The sequence below is a fragment of the Rhizobium sp. Root149 genome, assembly GCF_001427345.1.
Classification (GTDB): domain Bacteria; phylum Pseudomonadota; class Alphaproteobacteria; order Rhizobiales; family Rhizobiaceae; genus Neorhizobium; species Neorhizobium rhizoryzae.
The window spans coordinates 484,752-506,274 of record NZ_LMGD01000021.1 but is presented as its reverse complement, the minus strand read 5'-3'; the positions used below and the strand labels follow the sequence as shown (position 1 = coordinate 506,274).

The window sequence follows — 21,523 nt, the reverse complement described above, 5'->3', positions numbered from 1 at the left end:
CAGGCGCTGATCCGACCAAAAATGAGACGCGGCAGCAAGGGCGACAGACCATGAGCGGGCACGACAATTTGAACCACGCGGCGCAACGATACGTCATTGGCGTCGATGTTGGAACAGGAAGCGCTCGTGCGGGTCTCTTCGATCTCAATGGAAACATGCTTTCCGTTTCCAAGCGAGATATCTCCCTTTTTCGGGATGCCGGTTCGGTGGTCGAGCAATCGAGCACAGAAATCTGGATCGCGGTCTGCGACATTGTCCGTGAGGCCGTGGCCTTGGCGGGCGTCGATCCGGCGCATGTTATTGGGCTGGGCTTCGATGCCACCTGTTCGCTTGTCGTTTTGGGCGAAGGTGGTCGGTCTCTGGCAGTCGGTCCGTCTGATGCGCCCCATCGAGATATCGTGGTCTGGATGGATCATAGGGCTGTAAAGCAGGCAGAGCGCATAAACGAGATGGGTCACGAGGTTCTCAGATATGTCGGTGGACGAATCTCGCCCGAAATGCAGACGCCGAAACTTCTTTGGCTCAAGGAGAACCGCCCCCATATCTTCGATGCTGCGTGGCAGTTTTTCGATCTGGCCGATTTCCTGACCTGGAAGTCCACCGGCGACCTTGCACGGTCAACCTGCACGGTAACCTGCAAATGGACCTACCTGGCCCATGAGCAGCGATGGGATCCGAGTTATTTCGAGCAAATCGGTCTGGGCGATCTGGCAGAGGATGCTTTCGCCCGGATCGGTCAACGGATCGTCGAGCCCGGAACGCCGCTCGGGCAGGGGCTTCTTGAAGAGGCCGCAGATCTGATGGGCCTTCTTCCGGGAACAGCCGTTGCCGCAGGAATGATCGATGCCCATGCGGGCGGGATCGGGACCGTGGGCGTGGGCGGAAAACCGACGAGCAACATGGCCTATGTCTTCGGAACCTCTTCCTGCACCATGACATCCACCGAAGAACCGGTTTTCGTGCCGGGGGTATGGGGTCCTTATTATTCCGCCATGGTTCCGGGCATCTGGCTGAACGAGGGGGGACAGAGTGCGGCGGGCGCGGCGATAGACCAGTTGACCAGCTTCCACCCGGCTGCAGCGGAGGCTGCGCAACTGGCGTCTTCGCAAGGCAAGTCACTTCCCGCGCTTCTTGCGGATCATGCTCTGAAACAGGTGTCCCATCCATCGGATGTCGTCACGCTGGCAACCGGTTATCATGTCGTGCCCGAGTTTCTCGGAAACCGCGCACCATTCGCAGACCCACATGCCCGCGCCATCATCGCCGGTCTGGGGATGGAACGCGATCTTGAAAGCCTGGTCGCGCTTTATGTCGCCGGCTTATGCGGCATCGGCTATGGACTGCGCCAGATCATCGATACACAGGCGGGATCCGGCGCTGTCGTGGAACGGGTCGTCATCAGCGGCGGTGCCGGTTCCAATCCCCTCGTTCGCCAGATCCTCGCCGATGCCAGCAGAAAGCCCGTCACGACCATTTCGGCACAAGAGCCGGTTCTGCTCGGTTCTGCCATCCTTGGCAGTGTTGCTGGCGGCGCGTTTTCCAACGTGCGGGATGCCATGGATGCGCTTTCGCGCGTGGCAGATGAATATCTGCCCGTCGAGAATGAACTCGAGGAGCGTCACAACAGTCGGTACGAGGCGTTTCTGCGTCTTCAGGAAACTGCGCGCGTCATCCAGTCCAGTTGAGCCAGAGACGATTGAGCTTCGCTGTCCTCTGATCTCGTGCCTCACCCCACGCGAAGAGCGTGCACGAGGTTGAGGCACAGAACGGAGTTGTGGTGGGCGACGTCAGCCGCCCACCCCTGATTGATCAATCGTAAAGAACGGCTGCGATCTTCGGATCGTTCATGTTGTTCTTGTCGTACCAGTAGTAGCCGGTATCGATGATCTTCGGCAGCTTCTCGCCCTTGACGGCCTTTGCCAGCGAATTGACGACGCATTCGCCGATGCCAACCGGGTTCTGGGTGATGGAGCCCAGAAGCGCGCCGTTCTTGATGGCATCCTTCTGGGTTTTGCCTGAGTCAAAGCCGATGCCGACGATCTTCTTGCCGGACTCCTTCAGCGCGACGGCCAGACCGATGGCCGCACCTTCGTTGGAGGCAAAGATACCCTTGATGTTGGGATGAGCCTGCAACATGGCCTTGATATCGTCAGCGGCTTTCAGGGCATCGTTGGCGTACTGAACTTCGACAACCTTGATATCCGGATACTTTTCCTTGATGCGGTTCAGGAAGCCATCGCGGCGTCCGATACCTGTCGCGGAAGTCTGGTCGTGAATCTCAGCTGCAATTTCACCCTTGCCGCCAATGGCTTCCGCCATCTTGTCGGCCGCGGCCGCTGCGGCCGTCTTGTTGTCGGTCGAGCACGTGGTGAGCGGCAGATCGCTGTCGACGCCGGAGTCGAACGCCACGATCGGGATGCCAGCGGTGGCGGCCTTCTTCAAAGCGGGCACCTGCGCCTTGGAATCGAGCGCGGCAAAGCCAAGGCCTTGCGGCTTCTTTGCGATGGCGGCGTTCAGGATGTCCGTCTGCTTGTCGATCTGCGCCTCGGTTTCCGGGCCTTCGAAGGTGATTTTCACGCCGTTGGCCTTGGCAGCCTTGTCGGCTCCAGACTTGACCGCCTGCCAGAACTGGTGGCTGAAGCCCTTGGCGACAATGGGGAAATAGGCTTCCTGTGCTTTTGCACCTGTGCTGAACACGCATGCCGCGCTCAGGGCCAGGATGGCTGCGGTGGTGGTTTTCTTCATATCTCGCTCCCAATGATATGTTTGTTTATTGCAAGAGGCTTTGCGTCTTGCGGTTCGATTTCCCAGTCCTGCGAAAGCTCCTCTCTTTCGCCGATCAGGCCCTCCTTCTCAGCATGATGTCGACGAAGACGGCGACGATGATGATGACGCCCGTCACGACGATCTTCCATTCCTCCTGCACTCCCATGATGCGAAGGCCGTTGGTGAGAACGCTCATGATGAAGGCGCCAATAATGGTGCCGAGAATGGTGCCGCGCCCGCCGGAAAGCGAGGTGCCGCCGATGACGACTGCGGCAATCGCATCCAGTTCGTAGCCAAGCCCGAGGGCCGGTTGCGCCGAATTCAGGCGCGACGATATGATGAGACCGGCAATGCCGCAGATCAGGCCGCTCAACGCATAGGTCAGGATCTTCCAGAAGTCGACATTGACGCCAGAGAGACGCGCGGCCTCCTCGTTGCTACCGAGCGCAAAGATGTAGCGCCCGAACAGCGTGCGGTTGAGAATGATCGAGGCAATGATGGCGACGATGAACATGATCATCACGCCATTGGGGATTTCGAGCCCGGGTATCAGAAGCGCAAGCGAACTTTCCGGTGAGATCAATCCATAGTTCGGGGTGTCGTTGAAATAGATCGGACGGGTGCCGGAGAAGACGAGTGCAAGGCCGCGCGCGATCTGCATCATGCCGAGTGTGGCAATGAACGGCGGGATCTTGAGTTTGGCGACCGCCGTGCCGGAGATCGCACCCATGACCGCACCAGATGCCATCGCACCCAGAATACCCAGCGGCAAGGGCATGCCGAGATTGGTGAGAATGATGCCGGCCATCACGGCAGTCAGCGTCATCATGGTGCCGACAGCCAGATCGATGCCACCGGAGATGATGACGAATGTCACCGCCACGCCCAGCACGCCGTTCACCGCAGTGGCCTGCATGATGTTGACGACGTTGTTCCAGGCCGCAAAATTTTCGGTGAAGACGCTGAAGAAGACGAGCAGTGCTATCAGCACCACGAAGGCCACGCCCTTTTGCAGGGTGGAGGTTGAAACGAGGGCCGATTTTGTCTTGCCGGCTTGGTCGAGTGTCAGATCGGTCATGATCGGTTTTTCCTTATCGAGGCCCTGTCACCGCTGTGTCGCAAGCGTCATGATGCTTTCCTGGGTCGCATCGCGTCCCGTCAGTTCGCCGGTGATCCGCCCCTCGCACATCACGAGAATGCGGTGCGACAGCCGCAGTACTTCCGGCAATTCCGATGAGATGACGATGATGGCCTTGCCCTGGTCAGCCAGCGATTGCAGCAGCTTGTAGATTTCGGCTTTCGCGCCGATATCGATGCCGCGGGTCGGTTCATCGAAAATCAGGATGTCGCAATCGCGCAGCAGCCACTTGGAAATGACGATCTTCTGCTGGTTGCCGCCGGAGAGAAGGCGTGTTTCCTGATCGACCGAGGGCGTCTTGATCCTCAGCTTTTGAATATAATCATTGGCGGCTGCGCGCATGCGCGCATCGTTCATGAAGACCCTGCTTCGTGTGAAGCGCGGCCATGACGACATGGTGACGTTGTCTCCAACCGTCATCGAGGTCACGAGCCCGTAGTGCTTGCGGTCTTCGCTGAGATAGGCCAACCCCAGACGTACGGCATCCTGCGGGCTGCGGATGGCCTGCGTCACCCCGTGAATGCTGATCTCGCCGCTGTCGATGGGATCTGCACCGAAGATGGCGCGCGCGACCTCCGTTCGACCAGCGCCCATCAGCCCCGCAAAGCCCAGGATCTCGCCTTTGCGCAGCGAGAAGCTGACATTGCGAATTGCGCGCCCGCGGTTGAGGTTCTTCACATCCAGAACCACATCGCCGCCCTGGCCCGTGGCGCGTGTGGCATCCGCCAGTTCACGGCCCACCATGAGGGAGATGATCCTGGACATGTCGGTCGTGGCGGCAGGCAGCGTATCGATATACTGGCCGTCGCGCATGACTGTCACCCGGTCGGCGATACGCTTTACCTCATCCATCTTGTGCGTGATGTAGATGATGCCCACACCATGCGCCTTCAGGTCGTTGATGATCGCGAAGAGGTGCTCCACCTCCTTGTCGTTGATGGCAGATGTCGGCTCATCCATGATCAGGATGCGAGAATTGAAGGAAAGTGCCTTGGCAATCTCCACAAGCTGCTGGCGCGCCACCGTGAGCGTGCCCACCTCGACATCCGGATCGAGATCCACCTTCATGCGGGCAAACAGCGCTGCCGTATCGGCCCGCATTTTCGCTTCATCGACGAACACACCGAAGCCCTTGCGAGGCTCGCGGCCTATATAGATGTTCTGTGCGGCCGTCAGATGGTTCATCAGGAACAGTTCCTGATGGATGATGCTGATGCCAAGCGCCTGGGCCGCACGCGGATCGGATAGGTTCACCTTCTGGCCACTGATATGAATCTCGCCGGCATCCGGCTGGTGGATGCCGGTCATGATCTTCATCAGGGTGGATTTGCCCGCGCCGTTTTCCCCCATCAGTGCATGAACTTCGCCCGGACGCAGGTCGAACCGTGCATTCACAAGCGCTTTGACGCCTGGAAAGGATTTGTGGATCGCCTCGACCGAAATCAGCGGAACCGTGTCTGACGTGTTGTGCATGCCATGATCCTGATTGCGATTCTGGCCTGAGAGCCGGCCAAGGAAATTCGTTCTCGCCCAATGATGAGCGAGTGCAGATTGCTTTCATTCTGGCTGGAACCGGCTAATCCAGTTACGTCCCTACGCACTCACATCAGAGCCAATAGCTTCCGATGGACTGGCCAAACGTGCCGGACGAAAATCAGCAGTGCAGTTGTCTTGATCTTGGCATTTTGTCCTCCCGCAAGCGCACCGATACGACCTGACATCTCCCCAGCCATCAGGTCATCGCTTTCAGGCGCCAGCTAGGCGCCTCGGCTATATAATGCTCAAGAAAACAAGCAATTTTCAATCTATAAAATCATACTTGAAGAGGATTTCGTCACTTCACCTGAATTATGTCTATAAGAGACGTTACTTGTTTCAAATACGACACTTACGCATGGTGTTCATGAAAATGCGACCCGCTGAGGTTTGCGCAGCGGGTCACTCAGTCATCAGGAATTTTGCCGAAGCAGTGAGGCGCGTATCTTCTTCAGCGCCTCGTCCTCGTTGATGCCGTAGGGCATCATGCCTTTCAGCCGCCCATCCGCTCCGATCAGAAGCAGCGAGGTAGTATGGCTCATGTGGTAGTCGCCATCGCTACTGGGAAGTTTCGAAGCATGGATCATCCAGCCATCGATCACTTTCTTCATCTCCGCTTCGGTGCCCGTAATGCCGGTGATGCGATCCGTGAACGCCGTTACATAGCTTCTCATCACGTCCGGGGTGTCGCGTGCCGGATCGATCGTGAAGAAATAGGCTCGCAGTGATTTCCCGTCGGGTCCTAGTTCCTTCAGCCAGTCAGCAACTTCGAAGAGCGTTGTCGGGCAAACCTCCGGGCAATGGGTGTAGCCGAAGTAGACAATGGAGGGCGCGCCCTTGAAAAGGCTTTGATCGACGGGATTTCCCTGATCATCCACCAGTGAGAAGCGCGCGTTGAACGGGCTGGCTCTCGGCGTGTCCTGCGCGACCCAGGTCATGACGCCAACCAGCGCCGCGACGAAAACGGCAGCCACACCCCCGCCCAGCAGCATGAATGGACTGACACGTTTTGTCATTTTTTATGGTCTCCAGCGCCGTGGCCAGCGTGGTCGTTCTTGGCCTCGCCACTCGCAGGTCCGACAGCAAATTCCACGTCAACGGATCCTGCCTTTTCGAACACGAGCTTTGCTTTCACCATTTCACCTTCCTTGAAAGGCTGGGCGACATTCATGAACATCAGATGATAGCTACCGGGCTTCAATTCAACGGTGCTGTTTGCCGGAACGGCCAGACCGTCCTTCAACTCGCGCATCTCCATGATGCCGCCATCCATCTTCATTTCATGGATCTGGACCGAGGCTGCGCGGTCGGATGAAGCGCTCACGAGGCGATCATCGGCACCGGCATTCGTAATCTTCAGATAGCCGCCGCCAACTTTTGCACCGGGCAGCATGGCGCGGCTGTAGGGATGGCCGATCTTCAGATCGCCGATCTGAAAACCATGGGCAAATGCAGATGTTACGCCGACGAGCGTCAGCAGGACGGCGGCGAGGGAAATCAGTTTCTGTTTCATTGCTTTTCTCTTACGTTGAATTGTTGGACGTGCGCGGCTGGGCCGCAGTTGAATTCAGGTGGAGGGCGCCAGTCCGTCCGCGATAGCGCGCAGAGCCGTTTTTTCGCGAATGGTCATGCGGTCTGTCCGTTCAAAGGCGATCAGGCCCTTGCGTTTGAAGTCGCTCAGACAACGGCTGACGGTTTCGAGCGTCAGGCCCAGCCAGTCGGCAAGTTCGTTTCGCATAAGGTATAGGTTAAACGAGGGGCGCATCTGGGTGTCAGCGTTGCGGGCGAACTGATCTGCCAGATCGAGCAGCGCGGTCGCTACCTTTTCCGTGCTTTTCTTGCGACCCAGCAGCAGAGCGTGCTCATAGGCCCTCTTCATTGCCAGTTGGCGCGCCTCTTCGATTGCATCGCGGTCGCAATGCTCATCCAGTCTTTCGACATTGGTGAATGTCAGCGAGCGTGCCTTGGCCGTTCCATGGGTCAGCATGGAGCAGAACAGAACGCGCCCCTGACCCAACACATCAAGGATCTGCCGTCGGCCGTCTGGCAATTCATGGGATACGATCAGGCAGCCCCGGCCTATCCTGACTGCCGCGTCACGCCATTGAACTGGCGGAACGAGTGTTGTTTGAGGTGCGACCCACCGCTCCTGACGAAGAGGTGTCTGGGTATTGGTTAGACGGAACGGAACAGAACCACCCGCTGGTTCGATATGCTCTAGCATGAAGCGCAATCCGGAAGGCATTCAGCCTTGACAGGCCGCATGCCGATTGAACGGACACCGTGTCACAACGGTGCATGACCATTCATCAGGCAGAGGCGGGCGGCGCGCGGGGATTGGCGTTCGGAGGGATCTGCTGGCGATAATGAGCTTCGATCCGTTTTGCAAAAACCATCGTTTCCGCGAAGGAAACGATCAGTCCGGCTTGCTCCGAAGGTTCAGGCAGCAGGACGGATGCGCTGAGGCGGCAGGCTTCGCACTGGTTCGAGGCGTGCACATGCGGTTTTGTCTTGCCGTCCTCATCGGACGAGCAGATCACCGGGATCGAGCCGTCAGGCAATGCGATGGCGGAGAGTTCGGGTGCCGTCAACTGTGCGGCAACAGCCTCCGGCGGGCGGTGGGCAAATGACAGCATGACGAGGGCGATTACGCACAGAATGCGTAGCCATGTCGCTGCCATGTGTCCTGATCGTGCCATCCGAGATCCTCTGTCGCAAGATGTATCCGAGAGCATCATTGACCGCAATGCGGCATTTTCGTCTTTGATGCGGCGCAATCAGGTCACAAAAAACGCCCGGACACTTTGCCGGGCGTTTCTGAATTCAGTCGGAAGCAGGGGGTCAGACAATCCCGCCGGAACCACCCTTGACCGCAGGACGCTGGGCTGCGACCTGTGTGCGGTAGCCGCTGGCGCGATAGGTGGCGACCGGATCGATAGCGCCACCGGAACGCAACCGCGCTTCGGCCAGAATGGCTTCGACATCGGTGCGGTAGGCGCGCTTCAGCGTCTCGGTTGCCATCAGGGCGTCGTTGTCGTTCTGGAAGCCTTCCAGTGCGGTGCGATCCACCAGCAGAGCCTGGGCGTAGGCGCGGCGGATTTCGTTGGCGGATGAAATCAGGCTTTCGATCGGGTCCGTCACATTGTGGCTCTGGTCGATCATGTGGGCGGGGTGGAAGCCCTTCACGCCGCGATGTTCGGCATCCACCAGTTCGTTGAACACAAGGAACAGGCGGTAGGGTTCGACGGAACCGGCGTCCAGATCATCATCGCCATATTTGGAATCGTTGAAGTGGAAGCCGCCGAGCTTCTCGAACTGAATGAGGCGGGCCACGATCATTTCGATATTGGTGTTCGGTGCATGATGACCGAGATCGACGAGGCAGAAGGCTTTTTCGCCTAGCGTCTGCGCGATCAGGTAGTTTGTGCCCCAGTCCTGCACGACCGTTGAATAGAAGGCAGGCTCATACATCTTGTGTTCGGAGAACAGGCGCCAGTCATCTGGCAGCGCCTTGTAGATGTCACGCATGCTGTCGAGATAGCGCTCGAACTGGCGGGTGAAATTCGACTGGCCGGGGAAGTTGGAGCCGTCGCCGATCCACACCGTCAGCGCCTTTGAGCCGAGTGCATTGCCGATCTCGATGCATTCGAGATTATGCTCAACCGCCTGTGCACGCGTTGCCGCATCCACATGGGACAGCGAGCCGTATTTATAGGAGTGCGCCTGATCCGGTGTATCGGAAAACGTGTTGGAGTTCATGGCATCGAAGCCGAGGCCGAGCGAATCCCCCTTGGCTCTCAACTCCTTCGGGTCCGCCTTGTCCCACGGAATGTGAAGCGAAACAGTCGGTGTTGCCCGCGTCAGCTGCTGGATGACGCTGCAATCTTCCAGCTTGTCGAAGATATGGCGTGGCTCGCCAAGACCGGGAAAACGCGCAAAGCGCGTGCCACCGGTGCCAACACCCCAGGAGGGGACGGCCACGAAGAACTCGGCCACCTTTTTGGTGATGGTGTCGATATCGATATTGCTGCGGGCCAGCTTTTCACCCAGCGCTGCATAGTCCGATTTGTGAGCGGCTGCGCGCTTCTCGTTCTCAGCGGCGATCACATCGCTCGAAATTTTCAGACCTGTCATTGGTTCCTCCCGTGCAGAGCGTTCACTTTTATCACTGCCCATCTTTAAGCTGCGTCGCGGGGAGTACCCCCCTCTGTCCTGCCGGACATCTCCCCCTCAAGGGGGGAGATCGACTCGTGGCGACCGACTGATATCCCTGGAATCCCGGTCACTCTTCCGCGCGCGTCGACATTTGCGAGGGAGCGAGTGGGTTGCCATTCTGCCGATCTCCCCCCTTGAGGGGGAGATGCCTGGCAAGGCAGAGGGGGGTAAGTATCCGGCCACCACGCACAGATTGCAATTTAGCGCGTAAAGCTCTGGGCGTTACCGGCATCCACATTGATGATGTTGCCGGTGGATTTTGCCGAGAGATCCGATGCCAGGAAGTAGATGGCTTCGGCGATATCTTCCGGGAAGACGTTCAGCTTCAGCATGGAGCGCTTGCGATAATGCTCCTCGAGATCCGTCACTTCGATCTTGGAGGAAGCGGCACGCTGTTCGCGCCACTCGCCGTTCCAGATTTTCGAGCCTCGAAGCACCGCGTCCGGGTTGACGGTGTTGACGCGGATACCGGCATCTGCACCTTCCAGCGCAAGGCAGCGGGCGAGATGGATTTCCGCAGCTTTGGCCGTGCAATAGGCGGACGCATTCGGAGACGAAGCAAGGCCGTTCTTGGACGCCACGAAGACGATGTTGCCGCCAAGTTTCTGGCGACGGAACAGGCGGAAGGCTTCGCGGGAAACGAGGAAATAGCCGGTGGCGAGAATGCTGATATTCTTGTCCCACATGGCAAGCGTCGTTTCTTCCACTGGCGCAGAAGATGCGATGCCAGCGTTGGAGACCAGAATGTCGACACCGCCAAATTCCACGCAAGCCTCCGCAAAGGCTGTGGTGACGGCATCTTCCTTCGTGACATCGAGTTGAACGGAACGAACTGCATCGCTGCTGTAGCGCTTGGCAAAATCGCCTTTCGCCGTATCCAGCGCTTCCGCATCAATATCGGCCAGCACGACGCAGGCACCTTCCGACATCAACCGTTCTGCGGTTGCGCGGCCAATGCCGCCGGCACCGCCGGTCACGAAGGCCACGCGGCCCGCAAGGCTCTTAGGCTTTGGCATACGCTGCAGCTTTGCCTCTTCCAGCAGCCAGTATTCGATATCGAAGGCTTCCTGTTCGGGAAGGCCCTGATATTCGGAAACGGTGGAAGCACCGCGCATCACGTTGATGGCGTTGACGTAGAACTCACCGGCAATGCGCGCGGTTGCCTTGTCCTTGGCAAACGAGAGCATGCCGACGCCCGGAACCAGGAAGATAACCGGGTTTGGATCGCGGATCTTCGGCGAGTTATCGTGCTTGCAGGCCTCATAATAGCGCGTGTAGTCGGCGCGATAGTCTTCCAGCGCCTTGTCGAGACCAGCAATGGCTAAATCCACATCCGGATTGGCAGGATCAAAATCCATGATCAGCGGACGGATTTTGGTGCGCAGGAAGTGGTCGGGACAAGAGGTGCCGAGCGCGCCCAGCGGCTTCAGGTTCCTGGAATTCACGAATTCCAGAACGGCGTCCTGATCGTCGAAATCACCGAGCTTGCGCTCAGCCTTGCCAATGCGACCGCGAATTTCCGGCATCAGCTTCGCGGCAATCGCGCGGCGCTGATCGGCGGGCAGGCTCTGGGTCACGGCACCGCCGAAAATGACCTTGCCTTCCGTTTGAGCTGCAAACCATTCGATTGCCTTGTTGATGATTTCCAGCGTCAGCTCGTAGCATTCCTTGGCATCATTCGCCCAGGTGAACAGGCCATGGCTTTCCAGCACAACACCCTTGGCATTGGGGTTTGCCTTGACGAAGGCTTCTAGATCGAGACCCAGCTGGAAGCCGGGACGACGCCAGGGCAGCCAGCCAATGTCAGCGCCGAAAATTTGCTGCGTCAGCTCTTTCGAATTCTTCGAAGCGGCAATCGCAATGATCGCGTCCGGGTGCATGTGATCGACATGCGTAAAGGGCACGAAGCCATGCAGCGGCGTATCGATGGAAGCAGCACGCGGGTTCAGGTTGAAGGTGCAATGCGGCAGGAAACCCACCATGCGGTCTTCATCCTGAACGCCCTGATAGATGCCCTTCAGCGCATCCAGCTTGTCCTGATAGAGGGTCGCGAAGCCATCGAGCTTGATGGTGCCGACATCGCCGCCAGAACCCTTGACCCAGAGAACCTGCACCTTCTGGCCAGTCAGCGGATCGGTTTCCATGACCTTGGCGGAGGTATTGCCGCCGCCATAATTGGTGATGCGCTTGTCTGCGCCCAAAAGGTTGGAGCGATAGAGCAGTTTGCCGGGCTCATCGAGCTTTGCGGCGTAAGCATCATCCCAGCGATTATCCAGAAGGCGGGTTTTGCCCGACATGGAACAGTCCTCCCAAGTGTTCGTGCGCCCCACGGTCCGCCGCGAAGCATCTCCTTTGGGCTGAGGATATCGCGCATGCTCAGGCCTGTTGTCAATCATAAACGATCACAAACGTTCATTGTGCGCTGCAATATAATCTTTTTTGATCGTTTATGATTGACATGCTGAAATCGTTTCGAATAAATCGGAACACGGAGGAACCCATGCACGAACGTGAGCGACATCGCATCATTTTGAGCGCCATTCAGGAAAAGCCTGTGGTGACAGTGCAGGATATTGCCGAGCTGACAGAGGCTTCCGAGGCAACGATCCGGCGGGATATTGCAGCCCTCCATGTGCAGGGTAAGCTCCGTCGCGTGCGGGGTGGGGCGGAAGCCGTGCATCCGCCGCAGCAGGGGAATCTCGCGGCACGTCCGTTCCGCGTGTCGGAATCAGTCAATATCGATAAGAAACGCGCAATCGCGCGCGCTGCGGTTGAGCTTTGCGAGGAAGGCGATTCCGTCATCATCAACGGTGGCACGACAACATTCCAGATGGTGCACTTCATGTCGGCGCGCCGTCTTCAGGTTATGACGAATTCCTTCGCTATCGCCGAACATCTGGTCAAGCACTCTAAATGCACAGTTTCAGTCCCTGGGGGCGCGATCTATCGCGACCAGAGCCTGATCCTGTCACCGTTCGAGAATGATGCGATCCGAAATTTTTATGCGCGGCGCATGTTCATTGGCGCGCAGGGCATCTCCTCCCATGGAGTGATGGAGCCGGATGCGCTGGTGATCCAGAGCGAGCAACGGCTGATGCGCCAGGCGGATGAGCTGATCGTGATGGTCGATTCGAGCAAGTTCAATCGCCGCTCCAGCATGATCCTCTGCCCGCTCGAGAATGTTTCGACCATCATTACCGATGATGGTGTCTCGGAAGAGGCGGTCGCCATGCTGGAAAATGCAGGCGTGAAGGTTTTGACGGTGAAGCCGACGGCGTCATCGATCAAGGAGGATGCTTCCTCGGTCGCATGAGATCGCGCTCGGGGAGGGGGAGAAGCAAGTCATTATTCTTGGGAGGAATGAGCATGAAACTGACAAGACGTCATTTCGGCGCAGCAGCAATGGCGCTGGCCGCATCTGTTTCCATGGCCAGCATGGCATCTGCCGCTGATATCAAGATCGCGCTGGTGGTCAAATCGCTTGGCAACGGCTTCTTTGAAGCTGCCAACAAGGGTGCCGAAGAAGCTGCCAAGGAACTGGGCGGCGTAAAGATCATCTACACCGGCCCGACAAGCACCACGGCTGAGGGCCAGATCGAAGTCATCAATTCGCTGATTGCGCAAGGCGTTGATGCCATCGCGATCTCCGCCAACGATCCGGATGCTGTCGTTCCGGCACTCAAAAAAGCCGCACAGCGCGGCATCAAGGTCATCTCGTGGGATTCGGGCGTGGCACCGGCTGGCCGCATCATGCATCTCAACCCGTCTTCGAACGAGCTGATCGGCAAGATGTGCCTGACGCTCGCCAAGAACCATCTGCCAGACGGTAAGGGCGATTTCGCAATCCTTTCTGCCACCACCACGTCCACGAACCAGAACACTTGGATCGCGGAAATGAAAAAGCAGCTGAAGGATTTCCCGGGCCTGAATCTTGCCACGACAGTTTATGGCGATGACCTTGCCGACAAGAGCTATCGCGAAGCGCAGGGCCTCCTGAAGTCACAGCCGAACGTGAAGGTTATTGTTGCTCCGACGACCGTTGGCGTTCTCGCCGCCTCGCAGGCGGTGAAGGATGCGGGCAAGATCGGTCAGGTCTACGTCACGGGTCTTGGCCTGCCATCTGAAATGGCGGGTGCGATCAAGTCCGGCGCGACGAAGGAATTCGCTATCTGGAACCCGATCGATCTCGGTTACTCCGCAACGCAGATCGCCTATCACCTCGTCAAGGGTGATGCGACCGGCAAGCCGGGCACTGAGGTCAAGGCGGGCCGCATGGGCTCGATCAAGATTGGCGACAATGGCGAAGCCGCTATGGCCGATCCGTTCGTCTACAATTCCTCGAATATCGATCAGTTCTCGAAGATCTTCTGATCATTATTCATATTATATGAGGGCGGTTGTCACACCCCCCTCTGCCCTGCCGGGCATCTCCCCCTCAAGGGGGGAGATCGGGTGTGGCACCAACCCTGCCTATTTCCGGCATACATGCTCTCGGCATGACCGAGGGTGACGACGACAGACGAGCTATCTTTCTTGCCGATCTCCCCCCTTGAGGGGGAGATGTCCGGCAGGACAGAGTGGGGTGCTCGCCTGCGATTGAATTGAAACGAACCGGTCGAGCAAATGATGTCTCTACGAACGCAGCCGATTGCAACCGAGTTAACCTCGGTTGCTGCACCCATTCTGGAAATGCGCGGCATCAGCCAGGTCTTTCCGGGTGTGAAGGCGCTGGATCAGGTGTCCATCAGCCTTTATCCGGGGCAGGTGACGGCGCTGATCGGTGAGAACGGCGCGGGCAAATCCACGCTCGTCAAGATTCTGACCGGCATTTATCGTCCAACCGAAGGTGAAATCCTGCTGGATGGAAAGCCGGTGCAATTTGCAAGCGCTCAAGGCGCCATCGACGCCGGCGTCACCGCCATCCATCAGGAAACCGTGCTGTTCGATGAGCTGACGGTGGGGGAAAACATCTTTCTCGGCCATGCGCCGCGCACGCGGTTTCGCACCATCGACTGGCGCACCATCAATGCCCGTTCGCGTGAACTTCTGCGCCAGTTGGAAAGCGATATAGATCCGACCATCCGGCTGAAAGATCTGTCTATTGCTCAGCGGCATCTGGTGGCGATTGCACGCGCGCTTTCCGTCGAGGCGCGCATTGTTATCATGGATGAGCCGACGGCGGCCCTTTCCCGCAAGGAAATTGATGATCTTTTCCGTATTGTCGAAGGCTTGAAGCGGCAGGGTAAAGCCATCCTCTTCATCAGCCACAAGTTCGATGAGCTCTATGAAATCGCTGAGAACTTTGCTGTCTTCCGCGATGGCAAGGCTGTCGGTCATGGTCGTCTGAAGGAAACACCGCAAGGCGAAATCGTGCGCCTGATGGTAGGTCGTGATGTTCACGATGTTTTTCCCAAGGTGGAAGCGCAGATCGGGCCGGTCGTTCTCTCGGTCCAAGGTTACAGCCACCCGACCGAATTCCGCGATATATCGTTCGAACTGAAGCGCGGCGAAATTCTGGGCGTCTATGGCCTCATCGGTGCCGGTCGTTCAGAACTGTGCCAGTCGCTGTTCGGTATTACAAAGCCGTCATCGGGACGCTTGACGCTGGAAGGCCATTCCGTCGAAATCCGCTCTGCACAGGATGCGATTGCGGCAGGCATTGTCTACGTGCCGGAAGAGCGCGGGCGTCACGGTCTGGCGCTGCCCATGCCGATCTACCAGAACATGACGCTGCCATCGTTGGCGAAAACCTCGCGCTCCGGTTTCCTGAAGGCTGCCAACGAGCTGAAGCTGGCGCGGCAATATGCAGAGCGGCTGGATTTGCGGGCTGCGGCACTGTCCGTGCCGGTCGGCACGCTATCCGGCGGCAATCAGCAGAAGGTGGTCATCGGCAAGTGGCTGGCCACCCAGCCGAAGGTTATTATTCTCGATGAGCCGACCAAGGGCATCGATATCGGCTCCAAGGCTGCCGTGCACGGCTTCATTTCCGAACTTGCCTCCCAGGGCCTGTCGATCATCATGGTCTCGTCTGAACTGCCGGAAGTTCTTGGCATGTCGGACCGGATCATGGTGATGCGCGAGGGGCTGATGGCGGGGCTTTATGACCGGTCGGAGGCGACGGCAGAAGTGCTGGTGCGCGCCGCGACCGGCAATGCGTGAGTGTGCATCATGACCAAACTTTTCAAAAGCCGCGAACTGCTTTTATCCGGCATCATCGCCTTGATGATTGCGGGCTTTGCGACCCGCGCCGAAGGTTTTGCCGAGCCCGGCAATCTGGTGAACATCTTCAACGACACCTCCATCCTCATCATTCTGGCGCTCGCGCAGATGACGGTGATCCTGACGAAATCCATCGATCTTTCGGTGGCTGCCAACCTTGCCTTTACCGGCATGGCGGTTGCGATGACGAATGCTGCCTTTCCTGATCTGCCGCTTGTGCTACTCATCGTCATGGCGCTCGGTATTGGGGCAGCTCTCGGCGCGATGAACGGCTTCCTCGTCTGGATTCTGCAGATCCCGCCGATCGTCGTCACGCTCGGCACGCTCACCATCTATCGCGGCATGGCTTTTGTCTTGTCCGGTGGCGGCTGGGTGAATGCGCATCAGATGACGCCGACCTTCCTCAATGTGCCGCGCGCGGTTGTTCTGGGCCTGCCTATCCTGTCATGGGTGGCTATTGCCGTCGTTCTGGGCATGGCCTTCCTGCTGACCCGTACGTCCTTCGGTCGTTCGGCCTATGCCTCTGGCGGCAACCCGACAGCCGCCGTCTATGCGGGCATCGATATTGGTCGCACGCGCTTCTTCGCCTTCGTACTCTCAGGCGCCATGGCGGGACTTTGCAGCTACCTCTGGGTATCTCGCTACGCAGTTGCCTATGTCGATATCGCCGCCGGCTTCGAACTGGATAGCGTTGCGGCCTGCGTCATCGGTGGCATTTCCATTGCAGGCGGCATCGGGTCCGTTGCCGGTGCCGTGCTGGGGTCGCTCTTCCTCGGAGTCATCAAGAATGCGCTGCCGGTGATCGGTATTTCGCCCTTTGCGCAGATGGCGATTTCGGGCGTGGTCATCATTCTCGCCGTCGTTTTCAATGCTCGTGCCGAGGCAAAGAAGGGCCGCATCATCCTGCGCGACCGCGCAACCACAGAGGTGACAGCATGAGCGACGTGAACGCAAATTCCAGCCGCCGTGCTATCCCTGATCGTCTGGGCACACCCGTCAGCCGCGTTCTTTCCAGCTGGGAAGTGCTGCTGTTTGGCGTGGCGGTATTGATCTTCATCGCCAATTCCTTGGCTTCGCCCTACTTCCTGGACGCGTGGAACCTGTCGGACGCCACCTTCAACTTCACCGAAAAGGCAATGATTGCCTTCGCCATGGCGCTGTTGATCATTGCCGGTGAAATCGATCTTTCGGTCGCCGCAATCATCGCGCTCGCCTCGACTGCCATGGGTGCAGCGGCACAGGCCGGGGTTGGAACGCCGGGGCTAGTCGCCATCGGCATTGGCGTTGGCGTTCTGTGCGGGGCATTCAACGGCACGCTGGTCTCGGTACTGAAGCTGCCCTCCATCGTCGTCACCATCGGTACGATGAGCCTGTTTCGCGGCATTTCCTATATCGTGCTGGGCGACAAAGCCTATGGCGGCTATCCGGAAAGCTTCGCCTATTTCGGCCAGGGCTATCTCTTCTGGGTTTTCTCGTTCGAGTTCGGCCTGTTCCTTCTCTGCGCTGCCCTGTTTGCGGTGCTGCTGCACGCCATGAATTTTGGGCGCCAGGTCTATGTCATTGGAAACAATGACTTTGCCGCGCGCTTTTCCGGCGTGCCGGTGGAGCGGGTGAAGTTCATTCTCTTCCTGCTGACGGGCCTGATGAGCGGTATTGCTGCCGTCTGCCTTACCTCGCGTCTCGGTTCCACACGGCCCTCCATCGCCCAAGGCTGGGAGCTGGAAGTGGTCACCATGGTCGTGCTGGGCGGCGTTTCCATTCTGGGCGGCGCAGGCACGATTGCGGGTGTCGTCATTGCCGCCTTCGTCATGGGCCTCGTCACCTTCGGACTTGGCCTCCTGAATGTGCCCGGTATCGTGATGTCGATCTTTGTCGGCCTTCTTCTCATCATCACAATCGCGTTGCCCATTCTGGCGCGCCGTATCAAGCAGGCTTCCAAATCATGACGCTTGAAAAACATGCTTTCAAAATGAAGCTGAACCCCGGTATGCAGGCGGAATACAAGAAGCGGCATGACGAGATCTGGCCGGAGCTTGTTGAACTGCTGCATCAGGCGGGCGTCAGCGATTATTCCATCTATCTCGACCCGGAGACGAACATTCTGTTCGGTGTTTTGTCTCGTCCAAAAGACCACGGTATGGCCAGCCTGCCGGAGCATCCGGTCATGAAGCGCTGGTGGGCGCATATGGCGGATATCATGGAAACGAACCCCGATAATTCGCCCATTGCTGTCGATCTTTTAGCCGTGTTTCATCTGCCATGAGCGAGGCCAAGCGCATTGCCGTTCTGGATATCGGCAAGACCAATGCCAAGGTGCTGGTGCTGGATTGTGCGAGTGGCGAAGAGCTGGATGTGCGCCGCCGCCCGAATAAGGTCATCGCGGCTGATCCCTATCCGCATTACGATATCGAAGGGCTGTGGAAGTTCTTCCGTGATGCTCTCAGGGACTTAAGCCGTTCTACCGGCTTTGACGCCATTTCCATCACCACCCACGGCGCGTCTGGCGTGCTGTTGAATGCAGCAGGTGATCTGGCGCTGCCGGTGCTGGATTATGAACATGAATACCCGGAACACATCCGCACTGCCTATGCGGCACTGCGCCCGCCCTTTTCGGAAACCTTCTCGCCCGCTTTGTCGATGGGGTTGAACCTGGGTGCCCAGATCCATTTCCAGAAGGTCGCGTTTCCGGCAGAGTTCGCCAAGGTTGCGACGATCCTTACCTATCCGCAATACTGGGCTTACCGATTGACGGGCGTTGCGGTAAACGAGGCAACCTCGCTTGGATGCCATACGGATCTGTGGCAGCCGGGCAGGGGCACGTTTTCTTCGCTGGTGGATCGGCTGGATATCCGGGACAAGATGGCTCCGATCCGATCCGCCTTCGACGCGCTGGGACCGGTGAGACCGGAGCTGGTGGCGGAACTCGGGCTTCAACAGCCGGTGCCGGTCTACTGCGGCATTCACGATTCCAACGCTTCACTCTTGCCGCATCTGGTGGATCGCGAAGCTCCCTTTGCCGTGGTTTCAACAGGAACATGGGTGATCAATTTCGCCGTGGGTGGCGATCTGGAGCATCTCGATCCCGCCCGCGATACGCTTGCCAATGTCGATGCCTATGGCCGCGCCGTGCCATCCTCCCGTTTCATGGGCGGTCGCGAATTCGAACTGCTGACGGCACAGCTGGGACCGCTGGATCTGGATGCGGCCTTCGCCGCCCTGCCTGCCGTGCTGGAAAAGCGCCTGTCGCTTATGCCGAACCTCGCCTCAGGTTCCGGCCCCTATCCGGGTCTCAAAGGCCAGTGGCTGAATACAGACTGTGCCTCTGTTCACGAGAAATGGGCGGCGGCCTGTCTTTATCTGGCGCTGATGACCGAGACCTGCCTCGGCCTGATCGGTGCCAAAGGTCCGGCTCTGGTGGAAGGGCCGTTTGCCTCCAATCCTGTTTATCTGGAGGCTTTGCAGGCCCTGCTCGGGCGTCAGGTCATTTCCGTTTCCGGGTCTACAGGCACTAGCCAGGGGGCCGGGCTTCTGGCGGGCGTGAAGCTTTCCGCGCACTCGAAGGAAATCGTTAGCTGTCTCGATAAGGGTACGGTGCAGGCCTATGCGGCGGAATGGAAGGCAAAAATAAGGGCCGCGAGTTAGGCGGCCCTCACATTCATCCAGTTCTATCTGATCAGAGCGCGACAGCCGCGCCCGTCTGTGCGGACTTCAGCGCTGCATCGGCAAGCTTCAGGGCAATCAGGCCATCTTCAGCGGAAGGCGAAGCGGCAGCGCCGTTCTCAACCGTATCGATGAAAGCCTTGATCTCAGCTGCATAGGCTTCCGTGTAGCGCGTCATGAAGAAATCATGCAGCGGCGGGCGGGTGTAACCATCCTTGTTGGCGACTTCGATGGAAACAGGACGCTGATTTTCCGCAGCAACCGAACCCAGCGAGCCATGCACTTCGATGCGCTGGTCATAGCCATAGGTTGCGCGACGCGAATTGGAGATCACCGCCTGACGACCGCTGGCCGTGGTGAGTATCAGGCTCGCGCTATCATAATCACCGGCTTCGCCGATCTTCGGATCGACCAGAACGGCACCGGTTGCGAAGACGGACTTGATCTCTTCGCCCAGCAGGAAGCGCGCCATGTCCAGATCGTGGATAGTCATGTCGCGGAAAATGCCGCCGGACACTTTGATGTATTCGACCGGCGGTGCGCCCGGATCGCGGCTGGTGATTGTCACCATCTCGACCTTGCCGATGGTGCCCTTGTCGATTTCCTTGCGAACCGCCTGGAAATGCGGGTCGAAGCGGCGGTTGAAGCCGAGCATGACCTTGGCCCCGGTTTCCTTCACCACGTCGATGCAGGCTTGCGCACGGGCAACATCCAGATCGATCGGCTTTTCGCAGAAGATCGCCTTGCCGGCGCGGGCGAACTTTTCGATCAGGTCCGCATGCGTGTTGGTGGGGGTGCAGATGATGACCGCGTCCACATCCTTGTTGGCCAGCACAGCGTCAATGGTGCTGACTTCTGCGCCTGCCTCATCGGCAATGGCCTTTGCGGCCGCTTCCATGGCGTCCACGACAGCCACGAGCTTTGCGCGAGGATCGGACGCAATCGCCTTTGCATGCACCTTGCCGATACGTCCTGCACCGAGCAGGGCCAATCTCGTCACCATGGGGTTCTCCTCCACTTGATATGTCGATAGAATTTTTGTTCCAAACGCGTTTGGAATATCTGTTCCATTTTGCTAGAGTGTAGCCATATTTATGTCAAGCGTAGAAAAGGGACGATTGAATGGCGGAGGGTGGGGCACCGGCGAGTGTGGTGGAATTCGAGGAAAAGCTTCTGGAAGTCTCGGCCTCTTTGCCCAAGCGCTTGAAGCAGTGCGCAGACTATGTGGCGGCCAATACAGACCGCATTGCCGTGTCGACCGTTGCCGAAATGGCGGAAGCGGCGGGCGTTCAACCCTCGGCCTTCATGCGGTTCTGTCAGATCATGGGCTTTTCCGGTTATTCGGAAATGCAGCGGCTGTTTCGCGAAAACTACGTGGGCGGCTGGCCGGATTATTCCACCCGGCTCGACCATCTAAGGGACATGGGCGAGCATAGCGGTCCGCGCCTTCTTGCGGAGTTCGTCGAGGCTGGACGGGCTTCACTGGAAAATCTGCTGAAATCCGTTGATCCTCAGGCGCTTGAGGATGCGGTGGAAACGCTCGCGGGCGCCAATCTTGTGCATATCATCGGTCTGCGCCGGTCGTTTCCGGTCGCCAGTTACATCGCCTATGCGCTGGAAAAAATGCAGGTGCCTGCCATGCTGCACAGTGTCGCAGGCAGGCTGGATAGTTCCGCCGCTATTCGTCCGGGCGATGCGCTGCTCGCCATCACCTTCTCGCCCTATTCGGCTGAAACACTGGATCTGGTGGAGGCTGTGCGGGCGCGGGGCGTGCCCGTTGTGGCGCTGACAGATACCTCCGTCAATCCGCTTCGCAAGATGGGTGCGACGATCCTCACCGTCTCGGAAGTGGATTTCGGGGCGTTTCGCTCGCTGTCTGCCACACTCTGTGTCGCCATCGCGCTGTCGGCAGCAGTCGGAGCAAAACGCAAAAACTGAATATTCGTATTGAAAGCGTCAAAAATAGAATTTATAGTCCAAAATAACTGA

19 protein-coding genes are annotated in these 21,523 nt (G+C 58.2%); 9 read left to right on the top strand and 10 right to left on the bottom strand.

Going from position 1 to position 21,523, the window contains the following annotated elements; translation table 11 throughout:
- Nucleotides 1-50: 50 nt before the first annotated feature.
- Nucleotides 51-1,685 carry an FGGY-family carbohydrate kinase gene (locus tag ASD54_RS17795; protein WP_062555933.1) on the top strand — a complete coding sequence of 545 codons (1,635 nt, stop codon included), beginning with the start codon at nt 51-53 and terminating at the stop codon, nt 1,683-1,685.
- A gap of 124 nt (nt 1,686-1,809) precedes the next feature.
- Here ASD54_RS17795 and ASD54_RS17790 read toward each other — a convergent pair whose 3' ends face one another.
- The 9 genes from ASD54_RS17790 to ASD54_RS17750 form a co-directional block, all read right to left on the bottom strand.
- A complete protein-coding gene (locus ASD54_RS17790) occupies nt 1,810-2,745 on the bottom strand; it encodes an ABC transporter substrate-binding protein (RefSeq protein ID WP_062555932.1) in 936 nt (311 codons plus the stop codon).
- 94 nt (nt 2,746-2,839) lie between these two features.
- Complete coding sequence (locus ASD54_RS17785) at nt 2,840-3,844, bottom strand: ABC transporter permease (RefSeq protein WP_062555931.1); 1,005 nt, start codon at nt 3,842-3,844, stop codon at nt 2,840-2,842.
- A gap of 27 nt (nt 3,845-3,871) precedes the next feature.
- Nucleotides 3,872-5,377 carry a sugar ABC transporter ATP-binding protein gene (locus tag ASD54_RS17780; RefSeq protein ID WP_062555930.1) on the bottom strand — a complete coding sequence of 502 codons (1,506 nt, stop codon included), beginning with the start codon at nt 5,375-5,377 and terminating at the stop codon, nt 3,872-3,874.
- A gap of 476 nt (nt 5,378-5,853) precedes the next feature.
- Nucleotides 5,854-6,456, bottom strand: a complete 603-nt coding sequence (locus tag ASD54_RS17775) for an SCO family protein (RefSeq protein ID WP_062555929.1) — start codon at nt 6,454-6,456, stop codon at nt 5,854-5,856.
- On the bottom strand, nt 6,453-6,953 hold the full coding sequence (locus tag ASD54_RS17770; RefSeq protein WP_062555928.1) for a copper chaperone PCu(A)C: 501 nt from the start codon (nt 6,951-6,953) through the stop codon (nt 6,453-6,455). Before ASD54_RS17770 ends, ASD54_RS17775 begins: the two co-directional genes overlap by 4 nt.
- 54 nt (nt 6,954-7,007) lie before the next feature.
- Nucleotides 7,008-7,664, bottom strand: a complete 657-nt coding sequence (locus ASD54_RS17765) for a helix-turn-helix domain-containing protein (RefSeq protein WP_162249592.1) — start codon at nt 7,662-7,664, stop codon at nt 7,008-7,010.
- Nucleotides 7,665-7,749: 85 nt separating this feature from the next.
- Nucleotides 7,750-8,139, bottom strand: a complete 390-nt coding sequence (locus tag ASD54_RS17760) for a DUF2946 family protein (RefSeq protein WP_082547264.1) — start codon at nt 8,137-8,139, stop codon at nt 7,750-7,752.
- A 142-nt stretch (nt 8,140-8,281) separates the two neighbouring features.
- Nucleotides 8,282-9,574 (bottom strand): L-rhamnose catabolism isomerase, encoded by a 1,293-nt coding sequence (gene rhaI, locus ASD54_RS17755; RefSeq protein WP_062555925.1) that lies wholly within the window; start codon nt 9,572-9,574, stop codon nt 8,282-8,284.
- A gap of 281 nt (nt 9,575-9,855) precedes the next feature.
- Nucleotides 9,856-11,952, bottom strand: coding sequence for a bifunctional rhamnulose-1-phosphate aldolase/short-chain dehydrogenase (locus ASD54_RS17750; RefSeq protein ID WP_062555924.1), 2,097 nt, complete (start codon nt 11,950-11,952; stop codon nt 9,856-9,858).
- A gap of 203 nt (nt 11,953-12,155) precedes the next feature.
- Between ASD54_RS17750 and ASD54_RS17745 the strand changes: the two genes are divergently transcribed.
- The 7 genes from ASD54_RS17745 (at nt 12,156) to ASD54_RS17715 (ending at nt 19,516) form a co-directional block, all read left to right on the top strand.
- Entirely contained in the window at nt 12,156-12,968 is an 813-nt protein-coding gene (locus ASD54_RS17745; protein WP_062555923.1) for a DeoR/GlpR family DNA-binding transcription regulator, read from the top strand.
- Between the two features lie 53 nt (nt 12,969-13,021).
- Complete coding sequence (gene rhaS, locus ASD54_RS17740; RefSeq protein ID WP_062555922.1) at nt 13,022-14,026, top strand: rhamnose ABC transporter substrate-binding protein; 1,005 nt, start codon at nt 13,022-13,024, stop codon at nt 14,024-14,026.
- Nucleotides 14,027-14,281: 255 nt separating this feature from the next.
- Entirely contained in the window at nt 14,282-15,814 is a 1,533-nt protein-coding gene (locus ASD54_RS17735; protein ID WP_244484788.1) for a sugar ABC transporter ATP-binding protein, read from the top strand.
- A gap of 9 nt (nt 15,815-15,823) precedes the next feature.
- The gene (locus tag ASD54_RS17730) at nt 15,824-16,813 is read left to right on the top strand and encodes an ABC transporter permease (RefSeq protein WP_062555997.1); all 990 of its coding nucleotides are present in this window, start codon (nt 15,824-15,826) and stop codon (nt 16,811-16,813) included.
- Nucleotides 16,810-17,820: an ABC transporter permease gene (locus ASD54_RS17725; RefSeq protein ID WP_062555920.1), complete on the top strand. Its 1,011-nt coding sequence runs from the start codon at nt 16,810-16,812 to the stop codon at nt 17,818-17,820. Before ASD54_RS17730 ends, ASD54_RS17725 begins: the two co-directional genes overlap by 4 nt.
- On the top strand, nt 17,817-18,137 hold the full coding sequence (gene rhaM, locus ASD54_RS17720) for an L-rhamnose mutarotase (RefSeq protein ID WP_062555919.1): 321 nt from the start codon (nt 17,817-17,819) through the stop codon (nt 18,135-18,137). Before ASD54_RS17725 ends, rhaM begins: the two co-directional genes overlap by 4 nt.
- Nucleotides 18,134-19,516, top strand: coding sequence for an FGGY-family carbohydrate kinase (locus tag ASD54_RS17715; RefSeq protein WP_062555918.1), 1,383 nt, complete (start codon nt 18,134-18,136; stop codon nt 19,514-19,516). Before rhaM ends, ASD54_RS17715 begins: the two co-directional genes overlap by 4 nt.
- A gap of 31 nt (nt 19,517-19,547) precedes the next feature.
- On the opposite strand, the gene iolG is transcribed toward ASD54_RS17715, so the two are convergent.
- On the bottom strand, nt 19,548-20,537 hold the full coding sequence (iolG, locus tag ASD54_RS17710) for an inositol 2-dehydrogenase (RefSeq protein WP_062555917.1): 990 nt from the start codon (nt 20,535-20,537) through the stop codon (nt 19,548-19,550).
- A 119-nt stretch (nt 20,538-20,656) separates the two neighbouring features.
- Between iolG and ASD54_RS17705 the strand changes: the two genes are divergently transcribed.
- Nucleotides 20,657-21,472: a MurR/RpiR family transcriptional regulator gene (locus tag ASD54_RS17705; RefSeq protein WP_062555916.1), complete on the top strand. Its 816-nt coding sequence runs from the start codon at nt 20,657-20,659 to the stop codon at nt 21,470-21,472.
- Nucleotides 21,473-21,523 lie beyond the last annotated feature (51 nt).

Excerpts from the sequence above, each read along its gene's own strand:
- ASD54_RS17725 (WP_062555920.1), top strand. The coding sequence starts at position 16,810 with ATGAGCGACGTGAACGCAAATTCCAGCCGCCGTGCTATCCCTGATCGT.
- ASD54_RS17745 (WP_062555923.1), top strand. The coding sequence starts at position 12,156 with ATGCACGAACGTGAGCGACATCGCATCATTTTGAGCGCCATTCAGGAA.
- ASD54_RS17715 (WP_062555918.1), top strand. The coding sequence starts at position 18,134 with ATGAGCGAGGCCAAGCGCATTGCCGTTCTGGATATCGGCAAGACCAAT.
- ASD54_RS17750 (WP_062555924.1), bottom strand. The coding sequence starts at position 11,952 with ATGTCGGGCAAAACCCGCCTTCTGGATAATCGCTGGGATGATGCTTAC.
- ASD54_RS17760 (WP_082547264.1), bottom strand. The coding sequence starts at position 8,139 with ATGGCACGATCAGGACACATGGCAGCGACATGGCTACGCATTCTGTGC.
- ASD54_RS17785 (WP_062555931.1), bottom strand. The coding sequence starts at position 3,844 with ATGACCGATCTGACACTCGACCAAGCCGGCAAGACAAAATCGGCCCTC.
- iolG (WP_062555917.1), bottom strand. The coding sequence starts at position 20,537 with ATGGTGACGAGATTGGCCCTGCTCGGTGCAGGACGTATCGGCAAGGTG.
- ASD54_RS17770 (WP_062555928.1), bottom strand. The coding sequence starts at position 6,953 with ATGAAACAGAAACTGATTTCCCTCGCCGCCGTCCTGCTGACGCTCGTC.
- ASD54_RS17730 (WP_062555997.1), top strand. The coding sequence starts at position 15,824 with ATGACCAAACTTTTCAAAAGCCGCGAACTGCTTTTATCCGGCATCATC.
- rhaI (WP_062555925.1), bottom strand. The coding sequence starts at position 9,574 with ATGACAGGTCTGAAAATTTCGAGCGATGTGATCGCCGCTGAGAACGAG.
- ASD54_RS17705 (WP_062555916.1), top strand. The coding sequence starts at position 20,657 with ATGGCGGAGGGTGGGGCACCGGCGAGTGTGGTGGAATTCGAGGAAAAG.
- ASD54_RS17780 (WP_062555930.1), bottom strand. The coding sequence starts at position 5,377 with ATGCACAACACGTCAGACACGGTTCCGCTGATTTCGGTCGAGGCGATC.
- rhaS (WP_062555922.1), top strand. The coding sequence starts at position 13,022 with ATGAAACTGACAAGACGTCATTTCGGCGCAGCAGCAATGGCGCTGGCC.
- ASD54_RS17735 (WP_244484788.1), top strand. The coding sequence starts at position 14,282 with ATGTCTCTACGAACGCAGCCGATTGCAACCGAGTTAACCTCGGTTGCT.
- ASD54_RS17775 (WP_062555929.1), bottom strand. The coding sequence starts at position 6,456 with ATGACAAAACGTGTCAGTCCATTCATGCTGCTGGGCGGGGGTGTGGCT.
- rhaM (WP_062555919.1), top strand. The coding sequence starts at position 17,817 with ATGACGCTTGAAAAACATGCTTTCAAAATGAAGCTGAACCCCGGTATG.
- ASD54_RS17765 (WP_162249592.1), bottom strand. The coding sequence starts at position 7,664 with ATGCTAGAGCATATCGAACCAGCGGGTGGTTCTGTTCCGTTCCGTCTA.
- ASD54_RS17795 (WP_062555933.1), top strand. The coding sequence starts at position 51 with ATGAGCGGGCACGACAATTTGAACCACGCGGCGCAACGATACGTCATT.
- ASD54_RS17790 (WP_062555932.1), bottom strand. The coding sequence starts at position 2,745 with ATGAAGAAAACCACCACCGCAGCCATCCTGGCCCTGAGCGCGGCATGC.